The sequence below is a fragment of the Streptomyces colwelliae genome, assembly GCF_048158785.1.
GTDB lineage: Bacteria > Actinomycetota > Actinomycetes > Streptomycetales > Streptomycetaceae > Streptomyces.
In genome coordinates this window covers 1-2,081 of the sequence record NZ_JBLTJC010000727.1, presented here as the reverse complement: position 1 = coordinate 2,081, position 2,081 = coordinate 1, and the positions used below count along the sequence as shown (strand labels likewise).

Annotated in this window: 4 protein-coding genes; all 4 read right to left on the bottom strand. The window is 69.1% G+C overall.

Annotated elements, in window-relative coordinates:
• The coding region (locus ACNFOC_RS53715; RefSeq protein ID WP_416966215.1) for an NADH-quinone oxidoreductase subunit C at nt 1-631 on the bottom strand (631 nt) is incomplete at its 3' end.
• Nucleotides 628-1,398: an NADH-quinone oxidoreductase subunit B gene (locus ACNFOC_RS53710; protein WP_416966214.1), complete on the bottom strand. Its 771-nt coding sequence runs from the start codon at nt 1,396-1,398 to the stop codon at nt 628-630. The genes ACNFOC_RS53710 and ACNFOC_RS53715, both read right to left, overlap by 4 nt.
• The gene (locus ACNFOC_RS53705; protein ID WP_416966217.1) at nt 1,389-1,793 is read right to left on the bottom strand and encodes an NADH-quinone oxidoreductase subunit A; all 405 of its coding nucleotides are present in this window, start codon (nt 1,791-1,793) and stop codon (nt 1,389-1,391) included. The genes ACNFOC_RS53710 and ACNFOC_RS53705 overlap by 10 nt, the downstream gene beginning before the upstream one ends.
• 150 nt (nt 1,794-1,943) lie before the next feature.
• A complete protein-coding gene (locus ACNFOC_RS53700; protein WP_416966216.1) occupies nt 1,944-2,075 on the bottom strand; it encodes a DegT/DnrJ/EryC1/StrS family aminotransferase in 132 nt (43 codons plus the stop codon).
• Between the last annotated feature and the right edge of the window lie 6 nt (nt 2,076-2,081).

Here is a 2,081-nt window from a genome sequence, read left to right as displayed (position 1 = left end):
GCACCGGACGCTCCCCCGCCGCACGCGCCGCCCCCCGCGCCGGTCGCGCCGGAGCTGCCGGAAGCTGGCCCTTCAACGGGCCCCATTCGTTCGGGTCGGGGACGCCGGGCGGGAGCATCTGGCGGCGCTTCGGGCCGCCGTGGTCGGACTCGCCCGGTTCCTTCGCGCCGGGCCAGGCCTTGGCGACTCGGGCGGCGAGGACGAAGTCCTTGCGGAGGGGGTGGCCTTCGAAGGTTTCCGGGAGGAGGAGGTGGTCCAGTGCCGGGTGGCCCTCGAAGTCGACGCCGAACATCTCGTGAGTCTCGCGCTCGTGCCAGGCGGCGCCCGCGTAGACGTCGACGGCGGTGGGGAGTACCGGGGCCTCGTGCGGGACCGTAGTACGGACGAGGAGACGGCGTACCGGTGCCAGTGCCACGACGTGGGCCGAGACGCGGAAGCCGGTGCCCGGTTCGTCGACCGCGCTCAGCCAGTCGAAGTAGGTGCAGCCCAGGTCGTCGCGCGCGGTGCGCAGGGCGGCGAGCCAGGTGGTCGGGGGTACGTCGACCGTGAGGAGTTCGTAGGACTCCTCGGCCGTGGCGTCCGTACCGAACAGTTCCTCGACCGGAGCGGGCAGCCAACCGACGGCGGTCATCGGGTATCCCCCGAGCCGGAACCAGAACCGGAGTTGGAGTTGGAACCGGAGTCGGAGGACGAGCCCTCGCCCGTGCCGTCGCCCACGCCCTCACCCTCGCCCTCGCCCTCGCCCGCAGAACCCCCACCAGCCACCGGCGTTGACGTCAGCACCGGCGTCGGTGCCGTCACCAACCCGCTCTGCAGCGCCGCCGTAGAAGCCCGGCCCCCCGTCACCCCGTACCGCTCCCCCAGCGACTCCCGGGCGATCTTCTCCTGGAGTTTGAGGATGCCCTGGAGGAGGGCTTCGGGGCGGGGCGGGCAGCCGGGGACGTAGACGTCGACCGGGATGATCTGGTCGACGCCCTTGGTGACGGAGTAGGAGTCCCAGTACGGGCCGCCGCAGTTGCTGCACGCGCCGAAGGAGATGACGTATTTGGGCTCGGGCATCTGCTCGTAGAGGCGTTTCACGGCCGGGGCCATCTTGTCCGTGACCGTGCCGGAGACGACCATCAGGTCGGCCTGGCGCGGACCCGGGGCGAAGGGGATGACACCGAGGCGGATGAAGTCGTGGCGAGCCATGGACGCGGCGATGAACTCGATGGCGCAGCAGGCGAGTCCGAAGTTGAAGACCCAGAGGGAGTAGCGGCGGCCCCAGTTGAGGACGACCTTCATGGGTTCGGGGGCGAGGCGGGCGAGGGCGCCCAGGCGTTTCGGCTCCGACGACATCACAGGCTCCGGCAACAACACGGGCTCCGGCAACAACACGGGCTCGGGGGTCACGTCCATGTCAGGACGCCCTTCTTGTATGCGTACAGCAGGCCCACGGTCAGGAAACCGAGGAAGACGAACATCTCGACGAGGGTGGTCGCTCCGTAGCCCGGCGCGGCGAAGACCGTCGCCCAGGGGAAGAGGAAGATCGAGTCGACGGCGAAGATGACGTACAGGAACGCGTAGACGTAGTACCGGACTTGAGTGTGGGCCCAGCCCTCGCCGACGGGGTCGACGCCGCACTCGTACGTCAGGAGTTTCTCGGGGGTGGGGACGACCGGGCGCAGCAGGCGGCCCGCGCCGAAGGCCACGGCGACGAAGAGCACGCCGACGACGGCGAGCAGTCCCACGACGGAGTAGGACCGGAAGTAGTCCGCCGAGTCCGCCGCGACGACCACGGCCGGCTCCCGCAAGGTCCCCCGAAAGGTCTCCGGCAACGTCTCCCGCAAGTCCGACCCCTCCTCTTCCGCGGCGACCGATGGTGCGGCCGCCTACCCCGCTACCCCGGTGACCCAAGTGAACTCTGTGTTCGACGATCTGTACGCACGGGAGTCTAGGCCCTGTTAAAGGCACGGTCCGTGTTGCACAGATAGCTTTTCCATCGCCGCCAGGTCTGCCATCTGCCCGTAGAGGCTCACGGGCAGCAACACCCTCGTCCGTTCACTCAGCTGTTCTTCGATCAGTCCTGCGTCGATATTGAA